General features: G+C 66.1%; 25 protein-coding genes and 2 pseudogenes. 15 read left to right on the top strand and 12 right to left on the bottom strand.

The window, feature by feature from the left end; genetic code table 11:
• Positions 1-16: 16 nt before the first annotated feature.
• Positions 17-564, top strand: a pseudogene (locus BTZ20_RS12975) (NUDIX hydrolase).
• Positions 565-643: 79 nt separating this feature from the next.
• Here BTZ20_RS12975 and arc read toward each other — a convergent pair.
• Positions 644-2,419: a proteasome ATPase gene (gene arc, locus BTZ20_RS12970; protein ID WP_077041652.1), complete on the bottom strand. Its 1,776-nt coding sequence runs from the start codon at positions 2,417-2,419 to the stop codon at positions 644-646.
• A gap of 185 nt (positions 2,420-2,604) precedes the next feature.
• On the opposite strand from arc, the gene BTZ20_RS12965 reads away from it, so the two are divergent.
• Positions 2,605-3,090, top strand: coding sequence for a hypothetical protein (locus tag BTZ20_RS12965; RefSeq protein WP_077041651.1), 486 nt, complete (start codon positions 2,605-2,607; stop codon positions 3,088-3,090).
• Positions 3,091-3,166: 76 nt separating this feature from the next.
• Here the strand turns inward: BTZ20_RS12965 and BTZ20_RS12960 are convergent.
• Positions 3,167-4,029: pseudogene (locus tag BTZ20_RS12960) on the bottom strand (tRNA (adenine-N1)-methyltransferase).
• A gap of 115 nt (positions 4,030-4,144) precedes the next feature.
• Between BTZ20_RS12960 and BTZ20_RS12955 the strand changes: the two are divergent.
• The 3 genes from BTZ20_RS12955 to BTZ20_RS29825 are packed head-to-tail and all read left to right on the top strand — an operon-like array spanning position 4,145 to position 6,035.
• Entirely contained in the window at positions 4,145-5,029 is an 885-nt protein-coding gene (locus tag BTZ20_RS12955) for a RecB family exonuclease (RefSeq protein WP_411269148.1), read from the top strand.
• Positions 5,030-5,839, top strand: a complete 810-nt coding sequence (locus BTZ20_RS12950; RefSeq protein ID WP_077041649.1) for a thioesterase family protein — start codon at positions 5,030-5,032, stop codon at positions 5,837-5,839. It begins immediately after the preceding gene.
• Complete coding sequence (locus BTZ20_RS29825; RefSeq protein WP_083742657.1) at positions 5,796-6,035, top strand: helix-turn-helix domain-containing protein; 240 nt, start codon at positions 5,796-5,798, stop codon at positions 6,033-6,035. Before BTZ20_RS12950 ends, BTZ20_RS29825 begins: the two co-directional genes overlap by 44 nt.
• Before the next feature lie 786 nt (positions 6,036-6,821).
• Here the strand turns inward: BTZ20_RS29825 and BTZ20_RS28080 are convergent.
• Positions 6,822-7,109, bottom strand: coding sequence for a hypothetical protein (locus BTZ20_RS28080; RefSeq protein WP_145982291.1), 288 nt, complete (start codon positions 7,107-7,109; stop codon positions 6,822-6,824).
• A gap of 745 nt (positions 7,110-7,854) precedes the next feature.
• Here BTZ20_RS28080 and BTZ20_RS12935 point away from each other — a divergent pair.
• Positions 7,855-8,082, top strand: a complete 228-nt coding sequence (locus BTZ20_RS12935) for a hypothetical protein (RefSeq protein ID WP_077041646.1) — start codon at positions 7,855-7,857, stop codon at positions 8,080-8,082.
• A gap of 28 nt (positions 8,083-8,110) precedes the next feature.
• The gene (locus tag BTZ20_RS12930) at positions 8,111-8,605 is read left to right on the top strand and encodes a hypothetical protein (RefSeq protein WP_145982290.1); all 495 of its coding nucleotides are present in this window, start codon (positions 8,111-8,113) and stop codon (positions 8,603-8,605) included.
• A gap of 325 nt (positions 8,606-8,930) precedes the next feature.
• Here BTZ20_RS12930 and BTZ20_RS12925 read toward each other — a convergent pair whose 3' ends face one another.
• The 4 genes from BTZ20_RS12925 to BTZ20_RS29055 all read right to left on the bottom strand — a co-directional run bounded on the left by BTZ20_RS12925 (position 8,931) and on the right by BTZ20_RS29055 (position 11,780).
• Positions 8,931-9,983 carry a DUF2278 family protein gene (locus BTZ20_RS12925; protein ID WP_077041644.1) on the bottom strand — a complete coding sequence of 351 codons (1,053 nt, stop codon included), beginning with the start codon at positions 9,981-9,983 and terminating at the stop codon, positions 8,931-8,933.
• Between the two features lie 193 nt (positions 9,984-10,176).
• Positions 10,177-10,386 carry a hypothetical protein gene (locus BTZ20_RS12920; protein ID WP_083742656.1) on the bottom strand — a complete coding sequence of 70 codons (210 nt, stop codon included), beginning with the start codon at positions 10,384-10,386 and terminating at the stop codon, positions 10,177-10,179.
• A gap of 93 nt (positions 10,387-10,479) precedes the next feature.
• Positions 10,480-11,013, bottom strand: coding sequence for a S8 family serine peptidase (locus BTZ20_RS29820; RefSeq protein WP_411269132.1), 534 nt, complete (start codon positions 11,011-11,013; stop codon positions 10,480-10,482).
• Positions 10,998-11,780, bottom strand: coding sequence for a S8 family serine peptidase (locus BTZ20_RS29055; protein ID WP_262982576.1), 783 nt, complete (start codon positions 11,778-11,780; stop codon positions 10,998-11,000). Before BTZ20_RS29055 ends, BTZ20_RS29820 begins: the two co-directional genes overlap by 16 nt.
• A 1,572-nt stretch (positions 11,781-13,352) precedes the next feature.
• On the opposite strand from BTZ20_RS29055, the gene BTZ20_RS12910 reads away from it, so the two are divergent.
• The 8 genes from BTZ20_RS12910 to BTZ20_RS12875 all read left to right on the top strand — a co-directional run bounded on the left by BTZ20_RS12910 (position 13,353) and on the right by BTZ20_RS12875 (position 20,435).
• Positions 13,353-14,261, top strand: a complete 909-nt coding sequence (locus tag BTZ20_RS12910; RefSeq protein WP_077041642.1) for a hypothetical protein — start codon at positions 13,353-13,355, stop codon at positions 14,259-14,261.
• Positions 14,262-14,266: 5 nt separating this feature from the next.
• Entirely contained in the window at positions 14,267-14,611 is a 345-nt protein-coding gene (locus tag BTZ20_RS12905; protein WP_077041641.1) for a hypothetical protein, read from the top strand.
• 36 nt (positions 14,612-14,647) lie between these two features.
• Positions 14,648-15,736, top strand: coding sequence for a S8 family peptidase (locus tag BTZ20_RS29050; protein ID WP_077041640.1), 1,089 nt, complete (start codon positions 14,648-14,650; stop codon positions 15,734-15,736).
• Positions 15,717-16,163, top strand: coding sequence for a S8 family serine peptidase (locus BTZ20_RS29815; RefSeq protein ID WP_083742655.1), 447 nt, complete (start codon positions 15,717-15,719; stop codon positions 16,161-16,163). The genes BTZ20_RS29050 and BTZ20_RS29815 overlap by 20 nt, the downstream gene beginning before the upstream one ends.
• Positions 16,163-17,410: a M14 family zinc carboxypeptidase gene (locus BTZ20_RS12890; RefSeq protein WP_189636647.1), complete on the top strand. Its 1,248-nt coding sequence runs from the start codon at positions 16,163-16,165 to the stop codon at positions 17,408-17,410. Before BTZ20_RS29815 ends, BTZ20_RS12890 begins: the two co-directional genes overlap by 1 nt.
• Before the next feature lie 903 nt (positions 17,411-18,313).
• On the top strand, positions 18,314-18,718 hold the full coding sequence (locus BTZ20_RS12885; protein WP_145982288.1) for a hypothetical protein: 405 nt from the start codon (positions 18,314-18,316) through the stop codon (positions 18,716-18,718).
• A gap of 86 nt (positions 18,719-18,804) precedes the next feature.
• Positions 18,805-19,320 (top strand): nuclear transport factor 2 family protein, encoded by a 516-nt coding sequence (locus BTZ20_RS12880; protein ID WP_077041636.1) that lies wholly within the window; start codon positions 18,805-18,807, stop codon positions 19,318-19,320.
• Positions 19,317-20,435: an NADH:flavin oxidoreductase gene (locus BTZ20_RS12875; protein ID WP_077041635.1), complete on the top strand. Its 1,119-nt coding sequence runs from the start codon at positions 19,317-19,319 to the stop codon at positions 20,433-20,435. Before BTZ20_RS12880 ends, BTZ20_RS12875 begins: the two co-directional genes overlap by 4 nt.
• A gap of 79 nt (positions 20,436-20,514) precedes the next feature.
• Here the strand turns inward: BTZ20_RS12875 and hisG are convergent, their stop codons facing one another.
• The 5 genes from hisG to BTZ20_RS12850 all read right to left on the bottom strand — a co-directional run bounded on the left by hisG (position 20,515) and on the right by BTZ20_RS12850 (position 24,263).
• Positions 20,515-21,366, bottom strand: a complete 852-nt coding sequence (gene hisG / locus BTZ20_RS12870; protein ID WP_077041634.1) for an ATP phosphoribosyltransferase — start codon at positions 21,364-21,366, stop codon at positions 20,515-20,517.
• A gap of 67 nt (positions 21,367-21,433) precedes the next feature.
• On the bottom strand, positions 21,434-21,697 hold the full coding sequence (locus BTZ20_RS12865; RefSeq protein ID WP_027501839.1) for a phosphoribosyl-ATP diphosphatase: 264 nt from the start codon (positions 21,695-21,697) through the stop codon (positions 21,434-21,436).
• 102 nt (positions 21,698-21,799) lie between these two features.
• A complete protein-coding gene (locus BTZ20_RS12860; RefSeq protein ID WP_189636715.1) occupies positions 21,800-22,450 on the bottom strand; it encodes an ATP-binding cassette domain-containing protein in 651 nt (216 codons plus the stop codon).
• Positions 22,414-23,445 carry an ABC transporter ATP-binding protein gene (locus BTZ20_RS12855; RefSeq protein WP_077041632.1) on the bottom strand — a complete coding sequence of 344 codons (1,032 nt, stop codon included), beginning with the start codon at positions 23,443-23,445 and terminating at the stop codon, positions 22,414-22,416. Before BTZ20_RS12855 ends, BTZ20_RS12860 begins: the two co-directional genes overlap by 37 nt.
• Complete coding sequence (locus BTZ20_RS12850; protein ID WP_077043675.1) at positions 23,442-24,263, bottom strand: ABC transporter permease; 822 nt, start codon at positions 24,261-24,263, stop codon at positions 23,442-23,444. Before BTZ20_RS12850 ends, BTZ20_RS12855 begins: the two co-directional genes overlap by 4 nt.
• Between the last annotated feature and the right edge of the window lie 9 nt (positions 24,264-24,272).

The following is a 24,272-nucleotide window of genomic DNA, read 5'->3' as shown; positions in this document are numbered from 1 at the left end:
GTGGAACGATGGACGCATGGATCAGCGCCCATCGTCGCCGCCGGGCGACCCCGCCGCGCCGGATGAGGTGGTGACGGTCTACGACGCCGCAGGAGCGGTCATCGGCACGGCCCCACGATCGCGGGTGTACGCGGAGGGCCTGTGGCACGCCAGTGCGGGGGTACTGCTGCGCTCGATGGACGGCAGCCGGGTCTACGTGCACCGCCGCTCCCCGACAAGGCGGTCTTCGCAGGCATGCACGATTGCCTCGCGGGCGGGGTGGTGGATCCCGGTGAGAGTCCGGGCGAGACCGCGGTCCGCGAGCTCGCCGAGGAGCTCGGCGTCACCGGGGTCGAGCTGTCGCCCATCGCCCAGGTCAGGTGGGACGGCCGATGGGACGGTAAACCGTTGCGATGCCACCTGTTTGCCTTCGAGGGGCGCTACGACGGGCCCATCAGTCACCAGGCGAGCGAGATCGTCGACGGTTGGTGGTGGACCGACGCGGAGCTGCGCGCCCACCTCGCCGATCCGGCGTGGGCATTCGTCCCCGACACCAGGGCACTGCTCGCCGGCTACTTCGCCTGAGCAAACCCCGCAAGGCGCTGCCGCGACGAGACAGGGCCGGGCACCCGTGGAACGAGTGCCCGGCCCTGTCGTCGTCGCGCTACAGGTACTGGCCGGTGTTGGACTCGGTGTCGATGGCGCGGCTGGCACTGGCGTTCTTGCCCGTGACCAGCGTGCGGATGTACACGATCCGCTCGCCCTTCTTGCCCGAGATGCGTGCCCAGTCATCGGGATTGGTGGTGTTGGGCAGGTCCTCGTTCTCGGAGAACTCGTCGACGATCGAATCGAAGAGGTGCTGCACCCGAAGTCCGGGCGCCCCCGTATCGAGCACCGACTTGATGGCGTACTTCTTCGACCGGTCGACGATGTTCTGGATCATCGCGCCCGAGTTGAAGTCCTTGAAGTACAGGACCTCCTTGTCGCCGTTCGCGTACGTCACCTCGAGGAATCGGTTGTCGTCGCTCTCCGCGTACATCCGGTCCACGACCCGCTCGATCATGGTCTTGATGCAGGCCGCCCGGTCCCCGCCGAACTCGGCCAGATCGTCGGCGTTGACCGGCAGGTGCTCGGTCAGGTACTTCGAGAAGATGTCCTGCGCCGATTCCGCGTCCGGACGCTCGATCTTGATCTTCACGTCGAGCCGGCCGGGCCGCAGGATCGCGGGGTCGATCATGTCCTCGCGGTTCGACGCACCGATGACGATGACGTTCTCGAGTCCCTCGACGCCGTCGATCTCGCTGAGCAGCTGCGGGACGACGGTGGTCTCGACGTCGGACGACACGCCCGACCCACGGGTGCGGAAGATCGAGTCCATCTCGTCGAAGAACACGATCACCGGGGTGCCCTCGGAGGCCTTCTCACGGGCCCGCTGGAAGATCATCCGGATGTGCCGCTCGGTCTCACCGACGAACTTGTTCAACAGCTCAGGGCCCTTGATGTTCAGGAAGTAGGACTTGGCATCCTTGGCATCCTGGCCCCTGGCCTCGGCGATCTTCTTCGCCAGCGAGTTGGCGACGGCCTTGGCGATGAGCGTCTTGCCGCAGCCGGGAGGGCCGTACAGCAACACACCCTTCGGCGGCCGCAGCGCGTACTCGTGGAACAGGTCCTTGTGCAGGAACGGCAACTCGACGGCGTCGCGGATCTGCTCGATCTGCCGCCCGAGGCCGCCGATGTCGCCGTAGTCGACGTCGGGCACCTCCTCGAGCACGAGGTCCTCGACCTCCGCCTTGGGGATCCGCTCGAAGGCATAACCCGCCTTCGAATCGACCAGCAGGGAGTCCCCCGGCCGCAGCTTGCGCGACGGCGAATCGATGTCCTCGTCGTCGGGATGGATCGTCGCGTCGGACGCGGCCAACGCGAGCGGATGCGCGAGCCAGACCACGCGCTCCTCGTCGGCGTGACCGACCACAAGGGCCCGTTCGCCGTCGTCGAGGACCTCGCGCAAGCTGCAGATCTCCCCGACCCGTTCGAAGGCCCCCGCCTCGACGATGGTCAGCGCCTCGTTGAGGCGAACCGTCTGACCGGGCCGGAGCGTCTCGGTGTCGATGTTCGGCGAGCACGTCAGCCGCATCTTGCGACCGGAGGTGAACACGTCGACCGTCTGATCCTCGTGGGTGGAGATGAGCACGCCGTAACCACTGGGCGGCTGACCGAGACGGTCGACCTCCTCGCGGAGCGCGATCAACTGCTGACGGGCCTCCTTGAGCGTGTCCATCAGTTTGGAGTTTCGGATCGACAGTGAGTCGACACGGGACTCGAGCTCTCGCACCTGCTCGGGCGACTGGGCGAGCTGGCGGCGAAGACCAGCGGCTTCCAGGCGTAGCGCCTCGAGCTCGGCCCGGGCGGCGAACGAGTCCGGATTCTCTGTTGCGCTCATGTGCGACTCCTCCCAGTGACGATCTATCAACGCTACAGCCGCCGTACCAAAACTGCGGACCGACAGGCGGACACGGACCGCAGGCGTCGCACAGTGTGGGACGGCGAGCCGCCTCACCCGCACCATCTCTGATGTTAGCCTTACCTGACTAATTGGCACCGTAGCCAACGAGAAAGGCCCCACTCGTGATCATTCGCAAGTCCCTCATCGCCGTCGGAACCATCGCACTGACAGTCGGAGTCGCCTCCTGCGGCTCTGACGACTCGACCAGCGACTCGGACGCCACCACCTCCGCCGCGTCCACCAGCACGAGCGCCAGTGCCGCTGCCGCCGCGACCCCGACCACCGCCGAGCTGCAGGCGACCATCGTCACCTTCTTCGATCCGGCGGTCGGCGCCAACGAGAAGATCGCACTCGTCGAGGACGGAAACGCCCAGGCGGCCGTGCTCGAACAGTTCAACGGGGTGCTCAAGGGCTACCCGCTCACCGCCGAGGTGACCAAGGTGACCGCGGTCGACGAGGACACGGTCTCGGCAACCACGACCATCGCGGGCCCGCACGGCGGCGCCCCGACCGAGGTCGTCTTCGATCAGGTCGACGGCAAGTGGGTCATCTCCGAGGACGCCGTCTGCACCATCTTCTCGATGGGCAAGCTCACCTGCGTGAAGTGATCCGCGGCTCCGCCGCCCGTGGGTGATTTGTACCCCAGTCGGGGTACAAATCACGCACGGGCGCGAAGCGCCTGCTCTAGACCTTCTTGTCCTTGCCCGCGCGGCGCTGCGGCTTCGGGGTGACGGTTCCCTCGGCCAGCTTGCGCGCACTGACAAGGAATGCGGTGTGGCCCTGCATCCGGTGTTCCGGGCGCACGGCGAGGCCGACGACGTGCCACCCGCGGACGATCGACTCCCAGGACCGCGGCTCGGTCCAGCATTCCTGCTCACGCAGCGCCTCGACCACCCGCGACAGCTGGGTCACCGTCGCGACGTAGACGATGAGCACGCCGCCGGGTACCAGCGCCTTCGACACCGCGGGCAGCGTCTCCCATGGCGCGAGCATGTCGAGGATCACCCGGTCCACCGGACCGCCGTTCGCCTCGGCGTCGAAGTCCGCCAGGTCCGCGACCGTGAGCTCCCAGTTGTCGGGGCGGCCGCCGAAGAAGGTCTCGACGTTGCGGACCGCGTGCTCGGCGTGATCGTCGCGCACCTCGTACGAGATGACCTTGCCCTCGGGCCCGACCGCCCGCAGCAGCGAACAGGTCAGCGCGCCAGAGCCGGCTCCTGCCTCGAGCACCCGTGCCCCGGGGAACACGTCGCCCTCGTGCACGATCTGCGCGGCGTCCTTCGGGTAGATCACCTGCGCGCCTCGGGGCATGGACAGCACGTAGTCGACGAGCAGCGGCCGCAGCGCCAGGTACGGCGTCCCGTTCGTCGAGGTGACGACGCTGCCCTCGGGGCACCGATCAGGTCGTTGTGCACGATCCCGCCGCGATGGGTGTGGAACTCCTTGCCCGCCTCGAGGACCACCGTGTACTTGCGCGCCTTCGCGTCGGTGAGCTGAACGCGGTCGCCCTCCCGAAACGGTCCGGTCGGTCGCTTCTCGCGTGCGCTCACGTCTTGCCCAGCCACGACTCAGATCTCCTCGTATTCAGCATTCCCGGCGACCCACGCGCCGGCCCCGACAGCGGTGTCGGACCCGCCGCATACCCTGCCAGGTGTGAGCTCTCCCGTGTCGACGCCCCCTGCCGAGTCCTCCGACGCCGCCGACACGGGGACGGCGCGCCCACGCTCACGGCCCGCCCTGTCCCCCTCCCGCGCCGGCGACTTCAAGCAGTGCCCGCTGCTGTACCGCTTCCGCGCCGTCGACCGGATCCCGGAGGTGCCGTCCAAGGCGCAGCTGAAGGGGACGGTGGTGCACGCGGCGCTGGAGTCGCTGTACGGCCTGCCCGCCCAGGAGCGGGTCCCCGACCGCGCGGTGTCCCTGGTCGACCCGGCGTGGGAACAACTGCTCGCCGAATCCCCCGAGATCGCCGACACCGTCCCCGCCGAAGATCGGGCCGCGTTCCTCGCCGAGGCCCGCACGCTGATCGAGGGTTACTACAAGCTCGAGGACCCCACCCGCTTCGAGCCGGAGTCCTGCGAGCTGCGAGTCGAGACCGAGCTCGACAACGGGGTGCTACTGCGCGGCTTCGTCGACCGGATCGACGTCGCGCCCACCGGTGAGGTCCGCGTCGTCGACTACAAGACCGGCCGTGCGCCGCGCGAGATGACCGAATCCAAGGCGTTGTTCCAGATGAAGTTCTACGCGCTGGTGCTGTTGCGCACCAGGGGGATCGTGCCCGCACAGCTACGCCTGATCTACCTCACCGATGGCGAGATCCTCACCTACGCGCCGGACGAGGCGGAACTGCTCCGGTTCGAGCGGACCCTGTCCGCGATCTGGAAGGCGATCCTCGCCGCTGGTCAGACCGGGGACTTCCGACCGAAGCCGGGGCGCCTGTGCAGCTGGTGCGATCATAAGGTGCGCTGCCCCGAGTTCGGTGGCACGCCTCCGCCCTACCCGGGCTGGCCGGAGACACCGGCTGAGGAAGACAGTTTCGAGGAGATCAGCTAAGTGAGCGACCAGGCCTACTACATCCCACTCGAGTCCGGCGCGGACGGAACCGAGAGGTTCGCCGCAACGGAGCTGACGATGAGCACCTGGGGCGACACCATGCAGCACGGTGCTCCCCCGTCGGCTCTGCTGGTGCGCGCGCTGGAACGGTGCGCCCCGCGCGAGGACGCCCGGCTCACCCGGGTGGTCGTCGAGATCCTCGGCCCGGTACCGATTTCCGAGATCGAGGTCCGGTCCTGGGTCGAGCGTCCCGGCAAGCGGGTGGAGCTGGTGGTCGCCGAGCTCTGGGCCACCGGCCCGGACGGCACCGCCCGCGCCGCCGCCCGCGCCACCGGATGGCGGATGCAGGTCGCGGACACCAGCACCGTCACGCACGCGGGCGATCCGGCACTCGAGCCGGTGTCCGCGGGCCGTGAGGTCGCGATGGAGGGCCGCTTCTGGGACACCGGGTTCGTGGCGACCCTGGACTGGAAGTGGCTGGCCGAGATCGGCTGCGAGGGGCCAGGCCAGGTGTGGGCACGACCCAATCCCGTTCTGGTCGAAGGCGAGTCGCTCTCCCCGATCCAGCGACTGTTCACGGTCGCGGACGTCGCGAACGGCGTCGGAGCGAAGCTGCACTTCGACGAGTGGACCTACCTCAACACCGACCTGACCGTGCACCTGTTCCGGGTGCCGGAGGGCGAATGGGTCGGTATCTCCGCAGAGACCTCCTACGGCCCGGACGGCGTCGGCATGTGCGCGGGCGTACTGCACGACGAGTCCGGCCCTGTCGGACGGATCAACCAGACGGTGCAGGTCCGGGCCCAGTAGGAGAAGGCATATCAGTCGGAGAGCGCAAGAAGAACGGTGTCCCACGTCCGCGCTCGATCGACTCGCCCTGTTCCTGAACGGCTTTCGCAGCGCACCGCGGCTCAGCCTGACGGAGTTGTCCCGCCGAACCGGCATTCCCCGGACGACCACGCTCCGGATGCTCGAGCACCTGGTCCGGATGGGCTGGGATCCATAGTACCTCGGCGCGGGAGAGCACCACCACCCGGCGTGCATCGGCAGGATTCGGCACGCGGCGACCGGTGCCTCGGAGACCAGGATGTCGAATCCGGAGTGGCGTGCCACTTCGGCCAGGATCGCGTGAGTTACCGCGTCCTCCACGCTGAAATCGGGGGTGCCCCTGCTCGAAGGACTGCATCGTCTCGAGGATCTGCCGCTCGGGCTGGTCGCGCCTCGAGCGGCCAGGGTGGCCGATCCGCCCGGGTGCGCGTTCTCGTCGTTGATCGACAAGCTGTACTGCGGTCCGGGGTAACTGGACCATCCCTTGTCAGCGGTGGTGTCGCGAACCTTCAGCAGTCCGGCACGGACCGGGCTCGACCTGTCTGTCGAGGTGATCGTGCTGGCCTCGACAGCGAGCGGGAACACCCACTGGTGCTTGATGAGTGCCTCGAACAGCTGGACTGGCATCGACGTGTCGACAGGCAAACTTTCGGAGTCCATGAGAACTCGGATCTTGTGCGGGCTTGGACGATGACTGAATAGGACGCCCGCGTCCTTGGTGGGCGAGAGCTCCCGCCTCTGGTTTCAGCGGATCGCATCGTCGCCGGCCTGGTGCAGCTCGCGGAAGATGCGCATTGCCGCATTCTGCCGGGAACTTCCCATCTGGCTTCGCATGGCGCGTCGAGGCGCCCGAGCCTCCAGAACACGCGAAGCCCCTACCTCCGCCGCCGCGCCGGACCACACCGTCGCCACCACCGAGCTTGACGTCGCGGCCGCGCTCGCTGAGCAGCAAATGCGAAGGGCCTCATGGACGCGAACGCCCGTCATGCGCAAGACTGGCGACAGGGACCGGCCCGTCTCTTACGGGCCGGTCCCCATCACCTCTCAGATCACCGGCGTGACCATCAGCTCCGGTTCTCTCGTCGTTGGAGGGTCTGGGATGCCGAGTGACCCAGATCAGACCGTAGATGCGCTCATAGGTGGTCGGGTCCCTGTCAAAGAGCGCCGTCACCAAGGTGCGGACCAGGGTGGCGATCATCCAGTGAAGAACCACGGCGATGACGGCGATGACGGCGAAGGCGGTGAGCGCCACAGCCGGATTCGCCTGAGCAATAGCGGTGATGCTGTCGCTGATGTTCCAATTGATCAGTCCTTGCGTGGTTCTGAAGTCCCCCCCCCCCCCCCCCCGAAGGTGCAAGGGGCCGCCCACGGATTGCCGCGCTACCACTAAGGCCGCGGCTGCATCGATTTCCTGACCTCACGGAGCTCCAGCTCGCGGCGAGCATCCGCCGCTTGGAAGCGGTGCTGCGACATGGCGGCACAATCACCTACAGCCTCGTCCTTCTCAAGGCCGCCTCCTCGCGCGCGCCGATCCCGAAGATCCGACATCTCCACCTCGAGCGCACACGCTGAGGTGAGCTGAACAGTGCGAATCGGGTAGCTAACTACTCGTGGAATCCGGTGCGGTCGGGGCGAGAATGGGTGGGATCGAACTGGGAGGCCCCCATGAGATCCACTGTCGACAGCAGGACCTGGCCACATGCATGCGCATCTGTCTTGCCGGGGGCAATGGCGCTGGTCCTGACGACAACCGTGGCAGTCGTGTCCGGGTGCGACCGAGTCTCGCGAACTCCAGCACCCAACACCCCTGCCGTCTCAGAATCCAGACCGTCACCGACCGCCTTCGACGGCGGATCCAGCGGGTCTGAGATCGCGCCTGCTCCAACGGAAGCCCAGGTGCCAGGGAGGCCTGCACCTAGGCCCATTCCTGGTCCAACGGAAGCACCGCTACCTTCACCCGCGGGCGCGGAGATCGGAACAGGAAACACATCGACGCCATGAGTGAACCGCCGCCACCTCCACCGGCACCGACGCGTCCGCCGGCGGTCGACAAGTGGATCGGCGCGGTCGCGGGCGTCGTCGCACCCACCACCCTGATCACCGGCCTGTGCTACTACTTCGGTGTCATCTACAAGAACGCGTTTTTCGCCTACTTCAGTCTCGACGACGAGCCTTCGACTTCTCCACCGCGGAGTACGTGCGAGACAGCGTGCCTGTCCTCATAGTCCTGCTGGCCGCAATCTGCGGAGGACTGTGGATCCTCCTGTACGGCAGGCGAAAGCGCTGGCGATCGCAGCGGGTACCGAAGTTCTCGCAGCACTACGGTCGAGAAGTGCACCCCGACTGGCCACCACCGCAGAGCGACTCACCTGGCTACTCACGGCCGCCGCACTCGTGCTGGCACTGTTCTGGCTGACCAACATCTACGCCAACGACCAGGGGCGCACTCGTGCCCAGGACACCGCGAAGCACCTTTGGTTTCGACAGTCCGTTGTGGTGCTGGACACCACCGAACCCCTATTCGCCCCACCCGACCTGGTGCACGAAACCGAACTCAATCCGCAAGCTGCTCAGCGGTTCCGATACCGATACCAGTGCCTACGGACTCTTGTGGTCCGCCCCGACAGCTGGGTGCTGGTTCCTGCACGATGGACCGAACGCTACGGGTACGCGTTGATCGTTCCGATCGACGAATCCTCACGGATCATCGTCACCCGGCGAGCGGACCTCCCCGCGCACCCGCGATGAACAAGAACGGGAACTGGCCATGCCCCGAGACTGCCCAACCACCATCATCCTGACGCGAGCGTCGACCCATGACGACCCAGCCACGCTCGCCCCACAGAGCAGGAGTGTCCGATGAACGGGGGATTGTCCTTGGTGTCGAGGGCTTACCACTATCACCGACTCGTAGAGATCTCTGGGATCACAACGCGCCTGATCCGAGTCCGTCATCGTCGCCCTCCTGTTGGAGGGGGCCGAACGGTTGGCGCTCACCGACCGCGGTGGAGCAGATGGCGCCGCGTGTCGGGGCATTCATGGCCAAGGTGACCTCGGTGGTTGTCAGTTGTGGTCAGAAGGTGATGGTGTATCCCGGTTGGGAGGCTTGGTTCTGGGTGTAGGTGACCCCGTCCACCCGCAATCCGTCCGAATTGAGCAGGGTGATCTGGCCTCCTGAGTTGGGCAGCGTCACCGGTGCGGCGAGCATGATCCGGAGTGTGTCCCCCGCCCCGATTGCGCCCGACAGGGCCATCGCGTGCTTGTCCCGGTCCAGCAGCCGCCAGCCACCCAGTTTGATCGTCGCGCCAGTCGTGTTGAGCAGTGTCACCGTTTCCACCTCGGGCGAGACGACCGCGTTCGCCAGCGCCGCGACGATCCTCACCGCCCCGTCCGGGGCCTCGGGCGTCGGAGGCACGCCCGGTGTAAACGGGCGGACCGTGACGCCGCGATCCGAGGGTGGACCGCTGACCGGCGGGCGGATCTGGTGGCCGGTCCGGTCGTCGGTGTGCCAAGTCTGCGACTGGAATTTCAGGAACACCCCCACCCACTGGTCCTGGCTGGGGAAGTGCAGCAGCAGCGCACCGTCCTGATACACGCCGTCGTCGTCGACGAACCGGCCGACGTTGGCCTGGTTCATGTGGATGTCGTGGACCCCGTTGCCTGGCAGGAACCCGAAGATCTTGTCCTTCTTACCCCTTTCGGGTCCCCAGCGTTCGCCGAAGGCGTAGAGCGTCGCTTCCTCGTCGGCTATCGCCCGCTGGATGTAGTGGTTGATCTTCTCGTTCAGGTCGTTGTCCGGGCCGGGCACGTTGAACGGCAGCGGCACCATCTTCCGTGGGTCGAACAGATTCGAGCGGATGAAATCCAGCGACGGCCCGCCCGGCGTCGACGCGAGCGGGTGCCAGCCCGCCGGCAGGGCCTCGCACTGCGGCAGGAACGGATGCGCGAAGCGCGAATCGATCAGGTACTCGACCTCCGACGGGCGCAGCGCCGAGGCCACGTTGACTGCGATGCGATAGTCGGCGGTCTCGTCGATCACATGCACCTGAAAGTGCGGGTTCGCACCCGACCCCAGCGTCCGGTTGATTGGGCGTCCCTTGAGGACCCCGTAATTCTTCAACGGCATGTCGACCTCTCAGAAACGGTTGGTGTGCTGCGGAGAACGCAGGTCACGGAGCCAACAGAGCGAGGGCGGGTGGTCGACCTGTCGTGCGGCGAAACTGAGCGGGCCGCTTCAACATCGGATTCGACCTCCATCCACCGCCATCGAGAACCTGATCTGCCGAACGGCTCGGGCGACCGGGAAATACAGTCCACTGTCAGGAACCGGCAGCGCACCTACCATGTATCGGGGAATCGGGAGGACCGATGTCGATGGATGACTCCGGGGATACATCGATCACGCCGGCGATCGCCCGCAAACTCTGAGCGAGGCTGACGTCAGCACTCCCAACGATGACGCCGATCGCCTCAAGTCTGTCGTCAATGTCGAATCCTGCATCGGACAGATCCTTCGCGGTCTGCGCCATGGGGCGATCCCGGGAGGTGGTGACGATCCATCGATTCTTCATCGTCTCAGTTACCTCTTCGCAGTCCACCCCACCGCTCAGATCCAGCCGCGTCTAGGGCGCCTGCACTAGCCCACGCCCTACCCGCGAGGGCGGGAACGGTAGGGGTCTAGCCGTTGTCTGCAGTGTGGTCCACAGGGACCTACCACGCAAGCTCGCGCCGGTCTCGGCCCACAGAGCGGCGCACCCCGCCACGTGTGGCGTTGCCATGCTGGTACCACTCTTAGTGCCGTAACGGGAGGGCCGTGGAACAGAGGAATCGATGTCCCGGCCAGGAGCCGCGATCTCGATCTTTCCGCTATTCGAGAATGAGGACGGGGCAAGGTTACGGTCAAGCGAGGCCACCGACATTATTGTTGGTGAGTTCGCTGGCGCGCCCGTCGCCGCTCCCGCATTCCCTGCGGCAGCGATGATCAAACATCCACTATTCAGGGCCGCGGTGCCTGCCGCGGTATATGCGGCCTGTACCGGCGCCTGTGACCCTAGGGACATGGAAATGACCTGGCACCGGTTTGCGATTGCCCAGTTCATGCCGTTGAGTATGCCGCCGGTCGCACCCGATCCAGCGTTGCTCAAGACCTTGCCCACGAAGATCGAAGCCCTGTAACCAATGCCGTACCGGGGGTGGTGCCGGGCGGCGCCTTGGGACCACAGGCGGTACCGATGCAGTGGGTTCCGTGCCCGTGCAGATCCTGCACGGGCTGGCCGACAAATGACCGGCCGACCATGGCCCGTCCCATGAAGTCTGGGTGGCCCAGATCCATGCCAGTATCTAGAACAGCCACCTTGATGCCCACGCCGCTGCGAAGGCTCGGTGGTACCTTACAGCCGACCAGACCCCATGTGGCGCCAAGGACCTGGACCTGGGTCTCCAGATCGGAATCCTCGATAAGGTCGAGGTCCTTGCCCCCGTTTAGATCATTGGCTATGGCCTCGGTCGCCCTGGTGAATCCGCGGAGGTAATCCACATCCTGCTCCGCGAATGCGAAGTACTCCGGTTCGATTGTCTCGAACGGACTGTCGGTTGCCACCTCGGCCTGAACGCTCATCCCGTGCTCTTCCAACGCGGCAGCACCCACGAGAGCCGACCCTATCTCCGGGAAGACCGCGGCATCAGCATCTGCGATGTCTTCCAGGCTCAGTGCCTGGTTTTCGAAGTCCCGAGCGTCGGCGGAATTGAATCCTTGCGTGCCTAGCGCTTGGATACCTTCCTCCACGGCGCCTTCTTTGAAGGTGATGATGTAGCGGCCTGTCTCGAGGCTTTCATCACCGCGTTCTAGCGCTGAGAGGAGCAGTTCATCGATGGTGCTGCTGACACCATCACTCGAACTTCCTCCGGGATTCTTCGCCATCATTGATCTTCCTCCCACTGGATTGGTTGGCTCGGCGGTGTACGCGTTCAATCTTCGACCTGTGCAGTCGGTCGTGTAACGAGTGGTTGACTACTCGATTTCGGCGCCGCAAGCCATCGACTGACGGTTTCGCGAGGCCCCGGACGGTGCCCGGCACACAGCCCCAGGGGCTGCAGCCGCACGCGGCAGATCGACAATCCTGACGTGACCAATCACCGCATCCGCTGGACTTCATCCGGACCAAGGACCCCTGGCGCCGGGGTTTAGCCAAGCGGTCGCCACCCGAATCCACCAGATGGCGGTGGACCGAATTGCTCCTGTGGCCCAGGCGGCATCCCCGGTGGGCCATACCCGCCCTTTCGGAGTGCGCCCTGGGGGAAAGCTCTGAGGAGCACTCGGCAGATCATTGGCCACATTCCAGGTTGGCGTGGAAACTCTCGCTGGCCGCCTCGCAGCACGCTGTTCGATTGAGACCGCCCACGCCCGAGTCCCCAATACCGGGAGCCCGTAGAGAACAAGCACCCATAGCATTCCGGCGAACTGCTCTAGACCCGAGACACCCTCAATCGGCACGATCGCAATCGAGACTGCAAACACCATCAGGAGCAGCATGAAGTAGTAGACAACTCGAAGAAGGCGCGCCGATGCACTCTTGAACGGGTAGGCCAGCAGCACGCGACGCGTTACGGAGTATTGACTCTCTGGCCTGCGGGGCGGTTGCACGGACTGATCGATGAGGGTGGTCGCTTCCCTGAGCCACTTCTGAGCGGTTTCACGTGCAGATTGCAGCGAATCAGCTTCCACGCCGAGTTCCTGCTTCGCCTTCCACCACTCGGTCGCAAACGCGACCCTCCGTGTGGCGTCATCATAGGCGCGCTTGCGCCGGCCCCTCTCGGTTCGGCGCTCGTACAGATCTCTTGCGACAATGCCCAATGCACCGAGTAGTGCGGTGACTACTGGGATCAGCAACGGAACTGCGATATCGCTTCGATTCATGTCGACCCACCGCCCGGAAATCCGACCTCGCATCGACGTTGCCTACGACCAGAATTTTGATCTGCCCGCCTGTCGGGTGTACACGCCGAACTACCCGCGCTTCCAGTATCTCCGTCCACCCGGCGCCAGACACGAGTGGTCGACTACTCGTTTTCCGAAAGGTCTGGAAGCCACGATGCCGACACCTTGGCCTCTGTCGCTGACCGTGAACCTCGAGGGACGTGACCGCCACGACTCGCTGCGAATGTTCGAAGCCGGGGTGGCCACTCGACGGCTCCTGCATTGCAACGTCATTCGAAACGAGTAGGCCGCTACTCGTTTCTGTGGCAGTCGATGCGGGCAGACTTGAGTTCGTTCCGAATACAGCACAGCCGAGAGCATCGCGATCGCGAATCCGCCGGGCGGCTAGTGCAGGGTGGGGATCCCTACCGGACACACGATGTCGACGACGGCACAAGAGACAGCGCGCACCAACCACCTACCGGTCGGATGCGCGACGGAACCTCGGTACGACGTTCAGACCGCGCTTCCATCCACTCCACCAGTTGGCGGACACTTTGAACCAAAGGAGTCAAGCAGATGTTGCGTATCACGCTCGAGGCCTTCTCTGGCCGGGAGGATCCCTCGTATCTCATCGACGACGACGAAGCGCGCGAGTTGCTGCGTGATGTGAGTCGCCGGCCCGAAATGCTCACCGACCCACAGGCTGGGTTCGACGGACTCGGCTTCCGCGGCGCGACGGTCGAGATGCTGTCCGACGATGACGGCGACCAGAGCCACGACCTGCCCCGTCGCTTCAAGGTCGGCGGCGGCGCGACGGATGGCGGCAACGGTTTCGATGTGGCCGAACGGCTGATCCGGGCGCTGCCCCGGCATGAGCTCTACCCGCCCGCCGGCGACGCGCCGGTGACCACCGACGAGGACCTCGTCGGCTACCTACTGGACCTCCTCCAGCAAACCAGCGAACGGCAGCAAACCGACCTCGACAGTTCCGTCGCCGCCGAACCCACCCCGGAAGACGTCACCTGCTACTACGAGCGGTCGAAGTTCAACCCGGGTTTCTGGAATGACGACGCGAATATCAAGCGGAACAACAACTGCTACAACTACGCATCGAATCGGCGCACCGATACCTTTGCTCAGCCCGGTCGCGGGGCCGGCGCGATGTACACCGCGCTCACGTGTGCCGAATTGACCCGCGCGTCGCTAGCCGACGGATCCCGCGCGCGCTACAACTGCTTCCCCGACGCGGAGAAGCCGCGCCGGCTCGTCGCCCTCGTCGTCGCACCCGGCTTCGACTACCACTGGTATCGGATCCACACCGCGGCCGAAGGTTTCTGGGGACACAAGCCGGGGCAGACCGCAGCACGGAATACCGACAACAGCAACCGGGTCATCATCAATCCCGAAACCTGTGATCGTGGACCATACACGCAGTTCTGCGGCTACTTCTACACCTGCAAGACACAAGCGAATCGAATCCGGTAACACGCATGCGGATCGAACTCGACATCTTCAGCGGGCGACCCAATCCGGCATGGGAACTCGGTACCAGCGAGGTGGAAACCATCGACGCAGTGCTCGCCGGCCTGCCCGAGCCCGTCCCCACGTCTCAGCCCGCCCACGAACCGCTGGGCTACCGAGGATTCCGGATCATCGCCCCGGAGAAGGGCTGGACCCTCACCGTCCACGGGACGACCGTCGAGATCCGATCCGCAGATGGCGGCGGGACAGCGACCGATGCACACGCGCGACTAGAACAGGCACTCGTCGAAATAGCCCGTGCACACCTCGAACCCGACATCTACGAATTCCTGCAGTCGCAACTACATCCCTAGCCCAGCCAACTCAGTCCGACCAGAAGGCATCCCGACATGAACAGCAAAGCCAGCGGCGACCTTCAGATCATGCTGGAGAACGCCCGCGACTACGACACACTCGAGGTGACCATCTTCCTACGCGGCGAACCCGCAGCGGACGCCCTCGAGCGCTCCGACGAGGACACTGCGGCACCCGCCGTCGAAGGCATCAAAGCACAAGCCGCCGCCGAGCAGCAGGGACTACTCGACTACCTCAGCGCGGCCTCCGCGTCCGAGCTCACCGTTGATGACGCCGTCGCGGTGCCGAAGGTGCAGGCCGTCGACACGTCCTGGGTGACGAACTCGATCTCGGCGCGGGTCACCCCCGACATCCTGCGCCAGCTGCTCGAGCGCGACGACGTACTCACCGTGGACGTGTCACGCACCGTCGACATCGAAGAGCTGCTTGATGACCGATCCGCAACGCGCACCACGCGCAAGACACGCGCCACCTCGGCACCAGCGGACGATGCGGCCGACTCGCCGCCGACTCCGACCTGGAGCGTTCAACGAATCAATGCCCCGATGCTGTGGCAGCTGGGTATCACCGGTCGGGGTGTATTGGCCGCGGTCATCGACACCGGCGTGAACTATCACCACCCCGACTTGAAATCCCAGATGTGGAACGGGGGCGCGAGTTACCCCAAACACGGATACGACTTCGCCTCCGAGGACACGGATCCGATCGACGAGGCCGGGCACGGTACCTCGTGTGCGGGAATCGTCGCGGGAAACGGTGCGAAAGGCCAGGGCACTGGTGTCGCGCCCGAGGCGACGGTGATGGCGCTGCGCGTGGGCGGACAAGAACGGAACTACTGGAAGGCGTTCGAATTCGCCATCGACCATGGCGTGCGGGTGATCAGTATGTCGATGTCGTGGAAGTATCCGAACAACCCGAACTACACCGGGTGGAGACGCGCCTGTGAGGCGTTGGCCGCGGCCCGAATCCTGCACGCCAACAGCATCGGAAATCAGGGCGACCAGCCTTCGATCTACCCGGTGCCTTACAACATAGCCACCCCCGGCAACTGCCCGCCCCCCGGTTGCATCCCCTGCAGACCCCGGTCGGGGAAGGACGTCCGCGATCGGGTGCGGTGCGACTGACAACGCCGACAAACTCGCCGGGTACTCGGGCCGGGGACCCGCGGAATGGAACTCGGTTCCGTTCACCGATTATCCGTATCAAGGCGGTGCCCGGCCTGGGCTGATGAAACCCGACTTGTGTGCGCCCGGGCCGGGGACGACCTCGTGCAATTGGCTGTACCAGGAGGGTGCGCCTTCGGCTACGCCGTACAGCGGTTTCGGTGGAACCTCAGCAGCAACTCCACACGTCGGCGGCTGCCTCGTGCTGCTGGCGCAAGCATGCATGCAAGCAGGACAGCCCATCATTCCCCACCGCGTCCAGGAAGCGCTGGAAAGTACTGCCGTCCGTGTCGCCGGACAGACTCGCGACAAGGAGAATCACTTCGGCGCCGGCCGTGTCGACGTCTATGCCGCCTACAGATATGGCCGCGGCAACGGGTGGTGGTGATGAGCTTCCGCAGTGGGTTCGTATCGAAGTACCTGGATCCGATTGCCGCCGATGTTGAGATCCGCACGATTGCCAGTGCCCATCCCGAGCTGTGCCGGATCGACACACTGCCCCATCGGACACACGGATACTTCGGCACTCGAGTTGATGCGCGAGGTATGCACCCGATGCACGTGCTGCGGATCACGGCCCCAGGCGGCCCACGCCGGAAACCGGCAGTGCTGCTCATGCGGTCCCAACATGCGCGGGAATGGATCAACGCCCTCGCCATCGTCGAGACTGCAAGTCAGTTGGTCGAGAACTATCGGCCCAGCGACCCGAACCCGACGGTGCACCAAGTTGTGCAGACTCTGAACCGCGTCGAAGTACTGATCGTTCCCGAATCCAACCCAGATGGTGCGAGACTCAGCTTCTTCGACCAGGGCCGACGGATGTGGCGCAAGAATCTGCGCCCGGCCCCTCCGCCGGCCTGCCCAGGGGTCGACTGCAACCGAAACTTCCCGCGCTACTTCGGTGACGCCGGCTCCTCGGCGACATCCTGCGCAGACGTCTACCACGGGCCCGCACCGCTGTCTGAGCCCGAGTCCGCCAACATTGCGCACGTTGCGACAGTCGAGCATTCGCTGCTGTTCGCGATAGACAGCCACTCCCACGGCCAGGCCATCTTCCGGCCCAACCCCGGTGGGGGAACCTACATCCCATCACTTCCGGTGTCTCCGGCAGACGAGATCGTCTACAAGCACCTCCAAAACCGCATGGTCGAAGCCATCCGGCAAGTGCAGGGCATGTCTTACAGCACTGGTACCACCAGCAACCACGCGGCACCACCGACGAATGCCTGTTCTTCGACCACCACATTTTCGGTTTCGACCTCGAATGCGGGCAGGATTTCCAGCCGCCGATCGAACAGGCGATCACCGCAGCCCTCGAGGTCGCAGCGGCGCTACGGAGCCTTTGCTGGTGCGCCACCGGTGAAACCGGGCTCGACATCCCAAAGCTGCTGCGCGACCGCACCGCAGCCGCCGACAACGAGGTTCCGCCGCTCTCACTCATCCCAGCAACCGACGGGCCCTGGTACGTCGAGCCATTGCCTGAACGCCGGTGGCCGCGTCTGCTCGTGCATATCGAACCCCTATCGGGAACAACCCCGGGCAAACAAGTGCAGGCACTGCTCGACCAGGGATTCGATCTCGAATGGGACTCCAACCAACGCTACGTCGAAATCATCTCCAGTGCAGCCGATCTAGAAGCACTACAACATCTGGGCTACGCGACCGCCGTTGTACGGGACCTATTGGGGGATTGATCCGGCAGCGGTCTACCAGGTTCGGCGATCGTCGCCCTCATCGAATGGACTACCCCATGCTCGAACACTTGCCCGGTGGACACACCACAGTAGGGCCGACCATCCTTCGCCCGGTTGCACCACCGGATGCACGTTCTCTCAGAAGGGGGGCGACCTCGGAGCATTGCCATTTCGCATCCCAATTGGTCGCCTCCTTGTTGGCGGCGAGCCCTTCCAGCCTTCGTCAGGCTGATTCGCGCCGTGTCATCGATTGGCACGGTCAATGTGCATCTGTATCCGACCGTCCACCGGGCAGGCACCAGCACCTAACGGTCGGCTCGGACAACAAGGGGCGGAAGGCACTCATAGCGGTATGTGAACCGCTCCGCGGGAGTGGTGGAACGCACCGAATCGCCGAACCGGAGTACCGCCACAACCCCGAATCCCGCCACGACCAGCACCGCCCCTACGGCCGGCGCCATCGGAATCAGTACCGCGCACCGAAATCCGAGGCGGCACGGGCCCCAACACCGCTAGGGCGGCCAGCAGCGCGCCGGCAAATACCACGACTCATCCGGCGCGGTGAACGAAAACAGATTCCTGGCCGTGACTGAGCGCTCGCCGACCGAACTCGCGGATCCAGAACATCGCACAGCCCAGTGCCAGCAGGACCACGAGAGCGGGATACAGGACGCTCACGCTGCGCAGCACGTAGTCCGCCGTGGAATAGTCGAGAGATTCAGTATCGACACCGAAATATGCAAAGTCGGCGCGTGTAGAGACATATCCGAAGTTCCTCCGCCGCAACGGTGTCGAGTACGAACTCGGGGCCTTGTCGCTGTACCGGGACAGTGCCGACCGAGTGGTGGCACCGCTGCTTCGCGAATTGCACCTGGTGACGGGCCACGTCGTGCATCTGGGCATTCTCGACGGCAAGGACGTGCTCTACCTCGAGAAGGTGGGTGGCGCCGCGGCGCCCCATCTGCGGACACGGGTCGGGACGCGCATACCCGCGCGATCGTCGACGATAGGCAAGGCGCTGCTCACGGCGGCACCACGGCCCGGTGTCTCGTTCGGTACCTGTGTCACCGGGTTCGGTTGCATCGGAGCGCGGGTCGGCTCCCTCGGCGGTGCGGAGGTGGGCCTGTCGGTCAGTGGACCGATGGACCGGTTGAAGTTCGACCAACGGCATGCGGCACCCGTGCGGATGGCGGCAGCGGCGATCGCGCACTACTTCGACCTCACCGGAGCGGCGGGGCCGCGGACGTGACCGGTCCTCCCGGCCGTGACCTCGCCTTAGTCCGCTGATCGGAAAGTGGAATTGCCCACACGGCGGACCGCTGACAGCGTGTTGCCATGAAATCCGAGCTCACACTGACCGTCCCCGAACAACTCCTGGCGATCGAACAGATCAAGCACACCTTCGCGGCGCGGCTGCGATGCATGGACAACAAGCAGTGGGACGTCTACCCCACGCTGCACACCGACGACGTGGTCTCCGAGACGTGGGGCGGCCTGCCAGGAGACAAGCAGCCGCAGACCGAGGGCACCTCGAACCGCGTCGTGGGCAAGGACAGACTGACCCGAGCGATCAGCACCCTGCTCGGCGGACCGACCGCGGTGACCACCGTGCACCACGGCCACGCCCCGGAGATCGAGCTGACCTCTGACGACACCGCCCGCGGGATCTGGGCGATGGAGGACAAGCTGTGGTGGACCAACGGCGACCACGAGGAGCATCTCCACGGTTACGGGCACTACCACGAGGAGTACCGAAAGGTGAACGGGCGCTGGCTGATCAGCTATCGGAAGCTCACCCGGCTGCGCGAGGACGTGACCGAGGGCTTCTTCGACTACCTGCAGGCGCTGTGAACCCGCTCTTCGCCCCGCTGCAGGTCCGGTCGCTGGCGCTGCCGAACCGGATCGTCATGTCCCCCATGACACGAGAGCACTCCCCTGCCGGGGTGCCCAGCCCCGATGTGGCCGCCTACTACCGGCGGCGCGCCGAGGGCGGTACCGGCCTGCTGATCACCGAGGGCGTGGCGATCGACCACCCGACGGCAGTCGACAGCCCCAGAGTGCCCCGCCTGCACGGTGAGTCGGCGCTGGCGGGATGGCGCACCGTAGTCGACGAGGTGCACGCGGCCGGCGGCCGGATCATTCCCCAGTTGTGGCACGTCGGTCCGCTGTGGGGCGCGATGAGCGCGGTGGATCCGGCACTGACCCCGATGCGCCCGTCCGGGCTGTGGGGCCGGGTCGGCAAGACCGTCTATCCGGAGGACTATCTCGCGCGGGCGAGCGTTCCCACCCCGGCGATGACCGAGCACGACATCGCGGAGGTCATCGCGGCGTATGTGCGGTCGGCGCGCAATGCGGTGGACGCCGGGTTCGACGGGATCGCGATCCACGCCGGGCACGGCTACCTGCTGGACGCCTTCCTGTGGGAGTCGACGAACCGGCGAAACGATCACTGGGGAGGTGACCTGGAACGACGCACTCGGTTCCCGGTCGAGGTGGTGCGGGCGATCCGGCGTGAGATCGGTCCCGACCTGCCGATCTTCTACCGGTTCTCCCAGCACAAGCAGCAGGACTACGAGGCGCGGATCGCGAACACCCCCGACGAGCTCGCCGTCGTCCTCAACGCGTTGGTCGAGGCCGGCGTGGACGTGCTCGACGCGAGCATCCGCCGGTTCGACGCCCCCGCGTTCGAGGGCAGCGAGCTGACCCTGGCCGGTTGGGCGAAGAAGCTGACCGGCGCGGTCAGCATGGCGGTGGGCAGCGTCGGGCTCGACAAGTCGCTCCGCGATGCAGGCACGCCGGGTCCAGCCGATCTCGATGGGCTCCTCCGCCGACTGGAGGACGAGGAGTTCGACCTGGTCGCCATCGGACGACTACACCTGGCCGATCCGGCCCTCGCGACGATCCTCCGCGACGGCGGGCCCGTCCCGGCGTTCGACCGCAGGATTCACGAGCGCCGGCTGTACTGACCACGGAACGTCGACGGCCCCGGTCACACCTGAGGTGTGACCGGGGCCGTCGACGTTGCTCTACGCGGAAGCTGCCGCGTCAGAAGGCCCGGCAGGACCGGATGTCGGACGCCAGGATCGCCTTGGCGCCGATCTCGGCGAGCTGATCCATCACATCGTTGCTGACCTTGCGCGGCACAAGCGCGCGGATCGCGACCCACGCCTCATCGGCCAGCGGCGAGATCGTCGGCGACTCCAGGCCAGGCGTGATCCGCAGCGCCTCGTCGAGCAGCCCCCGCGGGCAGTCATAGTCGAGCATCAGGTACTGCTGCGCGAACACCACGCCCTGCACACGGGCGATCAGCTGGTTACGGGCCTTGTCGGTGCCGTCCGAGCCCTCGCGCTGGATGAGCACGCCCTCGGAGTCGCACAGGGATTCGCCGAAGGCCACCAGGTTGTGCTGGCGAAGCGTGCGGCCGGAACCGACGACATCGGCGATGGCGTCCGCGACGCCGAGCTGGATCGAGATCTCCACGGCGCCGTCCAGACGGATGACGGTCGCCTCGATGCCGCGGGCGGCGAGGTCCCTGCGGACCAGATTCGGGTACGAGGTGGCGATCCGCAGCCCTGCCAGGTCGGCGGGCGACCAGTCCTTGCCCGCGGGGGCCGCATAGCGGAAGCTCGAACGACCGAACCCGAGGGACAGCCGCTCGGAAACCGGGGCGCCGGAGTCGAGGGCGAGGTCACGACCGGTGATGCCGAGGTCGAGTTCGCCGGACCCGACGTAGATCGCGATGTCCTTGGGGCGGAGGAAGAAGAACTCGACCTGGTTGGCCGGATCGAGGACGGTCAGGTCGCGGGAGTCGGTACGGCGGCGGTAGCCGGCCTCGTCGAGGATCTCGGCGGCTGACTCGGACAGCGAGCCCTTGTTCGGTACTGCGACGCGCAGCATGGGGTGTTCCTTCCGGAAGTGGCAAGAATGTGGCCTGAGGACGTGCGGAGTCGGTGCGGAGCGCGACTCACAGATGTCGGTAGACGTCCTCGAGCTTGAGTCCACGACCGACCATCAGCACCTGCACCCAATAGAGCAGCTGCGAGATCTCCTCGGACAGCGACTCGTCACTCTCGTGCTCGGCGGCGATCCACACCTCACCCGCCTCCTCGAGCACCTTCTTGCCCTGCGCATGGACGCCCGCGTCCAACGCGGCCACGGTGCCGGAGCCCTCGGGACGGGTGGCGGCACGGTCGGTCAGCTCGGCGAACAGCGAATCGAAGGTCTTCACGGGTCACGATTCTTTCACGGACGAGCCGGGACTCCCCACCGCCCCGCCACAACCCGCCCGTGGTGTTGTTTCGAGCGACCTGCACGCAGTCACCACGGACGGTCAGAGGTCCGGCAGGACCAGTTTCGGGGCGCTCGCGATGAGCGTTCGGGTGTACTCCTCCCGTGGCCGCTCGTACACGTCCTCGGTTGGTCCGCACTCCACGATCCGGCCCCGATGCATCACCGCGACCACGTCGCACACGTGCCGGACCACGGCCAGATCGTGCGAGACGAACAGCAACGTCAGCCGGTACTCGTCGACCAGCTCGGCCAGCAGGTCGAGGACCTGAGCGCGTACCGAGACGTCGAGCGCGCTGACCGGCTCGTCCGCCACCAGGATCTTCGGCTTGGTGATCAGGGCGCGGGCGATCGAGATGCGCTGACGCTGACCGCCGGAGAACTGATGTGGATACCGGTGCGCCATCTCCGGTTCGAGCCCGACGGCGATGAGGATCTGGGCGACGGCCTCGGCCGAGCCCGTGCGCGTGTCGAGCGGCTCGGACACCACGTCGCCGACCTTCATCCGCGGGTCCAGCGAACCCATCGGATCCTGGAAGACGATGGAGACATCCCGCCGGAACTGCCGCAGCTCCCGTTCCCGCGCCCCGGCGACCTGCTGCCCGTCCACCACGATCGAACCCGCCGTCGGTGTGTCGAGGGCACACAACAGCCGGATCAACGTGGACTTGCCGGAGCCGGATTCGCCGACCACGCCGAACCGCTGGCCGCGACCGATGTCGAACGACGCGCCGGCCAGTGCGTGCACGGGATCCGCCCGACGCCACAGCGAGGACCGCGATCCCCTGTAGGTGCGGCTGAGCCCCCGTACGGACACGAGCGGCTCGACGTGTTCGTTCGACACCGGCGCGGCGACCGTGCGCTCCCCCTGCACCGATCCGGCCGCCACCGATCCCCCAGCGTCGATCCGCTCAGGTCCGACGCCTCGAGCAGGGCCCGGGTGTAGGGGTGCTGCGGTGCACCGAACACCCGCTCGATCGGTCCGGACTCGAGGATCGACCCGTCCCGCATCACCAGCACCCGGTCGCACAGCGCGGACACCACGGCCAGGTCGTGGGTGATGAACAGCAACGCGGTGTCGTGCTCGCGGACCGTGGTGTCGATCAGGTCGAGGATCTGCGCCTGCACCGTCACGTCGAGGGCGGTGGACGGCTCGTCGCAGATCAACACCCGCGGGCGGTTCGCCATCGCGATGGCGATCAGGACCCGCTGCCGCTGTCCACCGGACAGTTCGTGCGGATATGACCGGGCGATGCGCGCCGGGTCGGGAAGATCGACGGCCGCGAGCTGCGCCAGCACGGCCTCCCGGCGTCCTGCGCGGCTCAGCGCGGAGTCGTGCAGCTCGATCACCTCGGCGACCTGCCTGCCCACCTTCATCAGCGGGTTCAGCGCGGTCATCGGCTCCTGGAAGACCATCCCCAGGTCGTCTCCCCGCAGGGCGGTCAGCAGCCGCTCCGGAGCACCGACGAGATTCACGTCGACTCCGTCGAGGGCGATCGAACCGGTCGCCGACAGCTGGTCCGGCAACAGCCCCATCAGGCTCAGCGCGGTCAGCGACTTGCCCGAACCGGATTCGCCGATCAGCCCCAGCCGCTCGCCCCGGTTCATGCTGAACCCGATGCCGTCCAGCAGGGTGCGACCGCCAGCGCGGACGGTGAGGTCCGAGACCTCGACCAACGAGCCCGTCACTGCCGCACCGTCTTCGGGTCGAATCGGTCGCGAAGCCCGTCGCCGAGCAGGTTGAACCCGAGCACGGTCAGCGCGATCGCCAGGCCGGGCCACAGCATCACCGCCGGCTGCAGGTACAGGTACGGCTGCGACTCCTGCAGCATCCGGCCCCACGAGGGGGTCGGCGGCGGGGTCCCGAAGCCCAGATAGGACAGGGCCGCCTCGGCAAGCACGGCGATCGCGAAGGTCACAGACGCCTGCACGATCAGCGCGCTGGAGATGTTGGGCAGCACGTGCCTCAGCGCGATCCGCAGCGGGCTCTTGCCCGCCGCCCGCGCCGCCAGCACGTAGTCCTTGGCCATCACCTGTCTGGTGCCGCCGCGGGCGACGCGAGCGAATGCGGGCGCTGTCCCGACGCCGAGCGCGGTCATCGCCGTCACCGTCGACCCGCCCCAGACCGCGGCGAAGACGATGGCCAGCAGCAACGCGGGGAACGCCAGCAGCACGTCGTTGCCGCGCATCAGGATCTCGTCCGGCACACCGGGGCGCATCCCGGCGGCCACCCCGATCGGGATGCCGATCGACGCCGCGATGGCCACGGCCACGACGCCGACCAGCAGCGTCGTCCTGGCACCGACGAGGAGCGAGCTGAGGATGTCCCGGCCGAAATCATCGGTGCCCAGCCAGTGTTGGGCGCTCGGCTGCACCAGCCGCGCACCGGCGTCGACCACGGTCGGGTCGTAGGGTGTCCAGACGAAGGAGAGCAGCGCGGCCAGCACCACCGAGGCGACCAGTCCGACGCCAAGGGTCAGCGTGCCCGACCACCGAACCCGTTTCATGCCGCGCTC

The organism is Rhodococcus sp. MTM3W5.2 (genome assembly GCF_001984015.1).
In the GTDB taxonomy this organism is placed as follows: Bacteria; Actinomycetota; Actinomycetes; order Mycobacteriales; family Mycobacteriaceae; genus Rhodococcus_G; species Rhodococcus_G oryzae.
Note: the sequence above shows the minus strand (reverse complement) of the source record. Positions and strands in the feature narration are given on the sequence as shown.